Raw genomic sequence first — 2816 nt, forward strand, 5'->3', positions numbered from 1 at the left:
AGTTCGCCACGAAGGAGGGTGAAGCTGTTTCCGGTAATGTGTTGTCGAACGATGTTGACGTGGATGAAGATGTATTGTCTGTCGAGACTTCGCTGGTTACCGAACCCACATCCGGGCAGGTGACCATTGCAACGACCGGTGCATTCACTTATACTCCCAATGCAGGATTCTCCGGTTCCGACTTGTTTGTTTATCAGATCAGCGATGGTAATGACGGATCAGCTCAGGCGACTGTCACCATTGAGGTCGGCTTTGTCAATCAGGCGCCCGTTGTCACCCCCGTGGCCATCGTGACCGATGAAGATACCCCGGCAAGCGGTTCATTGCTGCCAATGGTGTCTGATCGTGAGGGCGATGCCTTGACCTTCAATACAACCTTGGTTACAGCCCCTCGATATGGCACGCTAAGCCTAGATGCCAAAGGCGTTTACACATACACACCCAATGGTAATTATTATGGTGATGATGCATTTACATTTGAAGTGTGTGATGATGAATCGCTTTGCACGACATCGACGGTAGATATTCGTGTGAATGCGGTGAACGATGCTCCTGAATTGTCTCATTTGACCATTGTTGTTACCAATTTGAATCAGGTTGAGGCCGATTTGTTTTTGCAAGTGAGCGATGTTGATGATGTGGTGGCGAAGGAAACCGTTACCATTTCCACCGAGCCGGTGATGCCGCCCATGTATGGTGAGGTGGTGATCGGTGCTGATTTTAGGATGACTTATCGGCCCAATGCCGATTTTAATGGTAGCGATGTGTTTAGCTACGAGGTGTGCGATGTGCATGGTGCTTGCGGTGTTGGAATGGTGACGATAATGGTGTCACAGGAGGTGAAACGGCCTGAGGCCATACCTGATGTTCTGCATGTCATTGAGGGGACGCCGGTGTCGTTGGATGTCTTGGCTAATGATTTGAATCTCGAGGCTGTCCCTGTGATGGTATATATCGAAACGCAACCTTTGCAGGGGCTAGTTGTGGTGCATCGTCCCGATAGCATTACCTATACAGCAAATGTGTTGAATGCTCCTGAATATCCGGTTTCTGATACCTGGGTGTATCGTTTGGTGGATGCCAATGGATTCTCCAGTACTGCAGTGGTGTCTGTGAATATTTATGAGGCGACCTCTGATGTTGACTTCATGATTCCCAAAGGATTCTCGCCCAATGGGGACGGAGATAACGATTATTACGTCATTCCCGGATTAAGTCAGTATTCACATCTGAGCATCGACATCTTTAACCGATGGGGGAATCGTGTCTATAAAAGTGGTCAGTACGAGAACAATTGGGATGGGCGTTCTAATGTGGGTATTACCATCGGTAATGAACTCCCAACGGGTACCTATTTCTATCTGATTACCGTCGAAGATACCGGGAAACATTATTCCGGTTACCTTTATTTGAACCGTTAAACCCATTGTTGTCTTTTAAATTGCTTGTTATGCAACGAATAGAGAGATATTATCTGATGCCTTTGATGGTGCTGATGTTAGTGATGTTGTCATCCATAGGGCTCTTTGCTCAGCAGGAACCCTTGTTTACCAATTACATGTTTAACCCAATGGCATTTAACCCGGCGTGTGCCGGCACTCAGTCGGAACTCAACGCCACTTTGCAAACGCGCATGCAGTGGGTGGGGGTCGAAGGTGCTCCCCGAACCTATGGGTTGGCTGTAAATTCCCCTTTGAATAACCATACGATGGGTTTGGGCTTAAACATCATGTCTGACCACGTGGGACCCATTCATAATACTTATATTACGGCCAATTATGCTTATCGGGTCAATCTGCAGGACAATTTATTGCTGTCATTCGGGATCAGTGCCGGGGGATACTATTATTATGCCGGATTACACGATTTGCCCATCACATCAACCACCGACCCTACTTTTGTTGGCAATCTGGAAAAGACCTTTTTGCCCAATGCCGGGTTTGGTGCTTATGTGTATCACGAGCGCTATTATGCAGGTTTTTCGATCCCCAAATTGTTCCAAAATAACTTGGGCGATTACGAGTATGATGCCGACCGCGTCAATGAACTCAAACGTCACTATTTTATTACCGGTGGCTATTTGTGGGACATTGATCGTGATTTTCAGTTCCAGCCGTCCATCATGCAGCGTGTGGTGGGGGGTGCCGCTTTGTCTACCGATATCTCTGCCCGGTTTTCATATCAGGGAATGTATTGGGCCGGTTTGTCGTATCGTATTGGCGATGCCATTTCGTTTATGACCAATGTGCAGGTCAATCCTCAGGTGAATGTGGGTTATTCTTACGACTTTACCACCTCAAAGCTGTCGACGGTGAGTGCGGGGAGCCATGAGATATTTATCAGTTATGGTTATAAAGGTTTTATGAATCAGCGAAGCGCCAATTATTGGGTCAATAAACGCAAGACTTCTGTGATGCGGAGCCGACACAAAGGACGTGGGGGGTTCCTGAAAAATCTGTTCAGATAATTTCACAAAGAGCTATGAATATCAAATTAAAAGGACGTTGGAAAAATTTTTCTTCAACGTCCTTTTTTTGATTGTGCATCTGCTTCATTTAGTGACGTGTCTTCGAAGGCTGTTTCTTTGGGGATATTGCTCTGGTCGATTCCTATTTCGGATGAAGTCAAAAAGCTGGTGGGCTTTTACCTAAAAGCCGGTGAGCTTTTACTCAAAAGCCCGCCAGCTTTTTTAAAAAGCCCGCCGGCTTTTTAAAAAAGCTCAGTAAGCAATTTTTAACCCACTTTGCAGCTATCCCAAAGCCATCGCCTGTATTTCAATGAATTGTTCATTTTCAAGTTCCGATTTGTGTACTACA

Annotated in this window: 2 protein-coding genes; both read left to right on the forward strand. The window is 46.2% G+C overall.

The genetic code is table 11. From position 1 onward, the window contains the following. Positions 1–1421 (forward strand): Ig-like domain-containing protein (locus LX69_RS17895; protein ID WP_170124455.1); only part of this gene is annotated, 1421 nt, incomplete at its 5' end. 29 nt (positions 1422–1450) lie between these two features. Then, on the forward strand, positions 1451–2467 hold the full coding sequence (locus LX69_RS17140; protein WP_111447250.1) for a PorP/SprF family type IX secretion system membrane protein: 1017 nt from the start codon (positions 1451–1453) through the stop codon (positions 2465–2467). The last annotated feature ends 349 nt before the right edge of the window (positions 2468–2816 follow it).

Source organism: Breznakibacter xylanolyticus (assembly GCF_003254275.1).
Classification (GTDB): Bacteria; Bacteroidota; Bacteroidia; order Bacteroidales; family Marinilabiliaceae; genus Breznakibacter; species Breznakibacter xylanolyticus.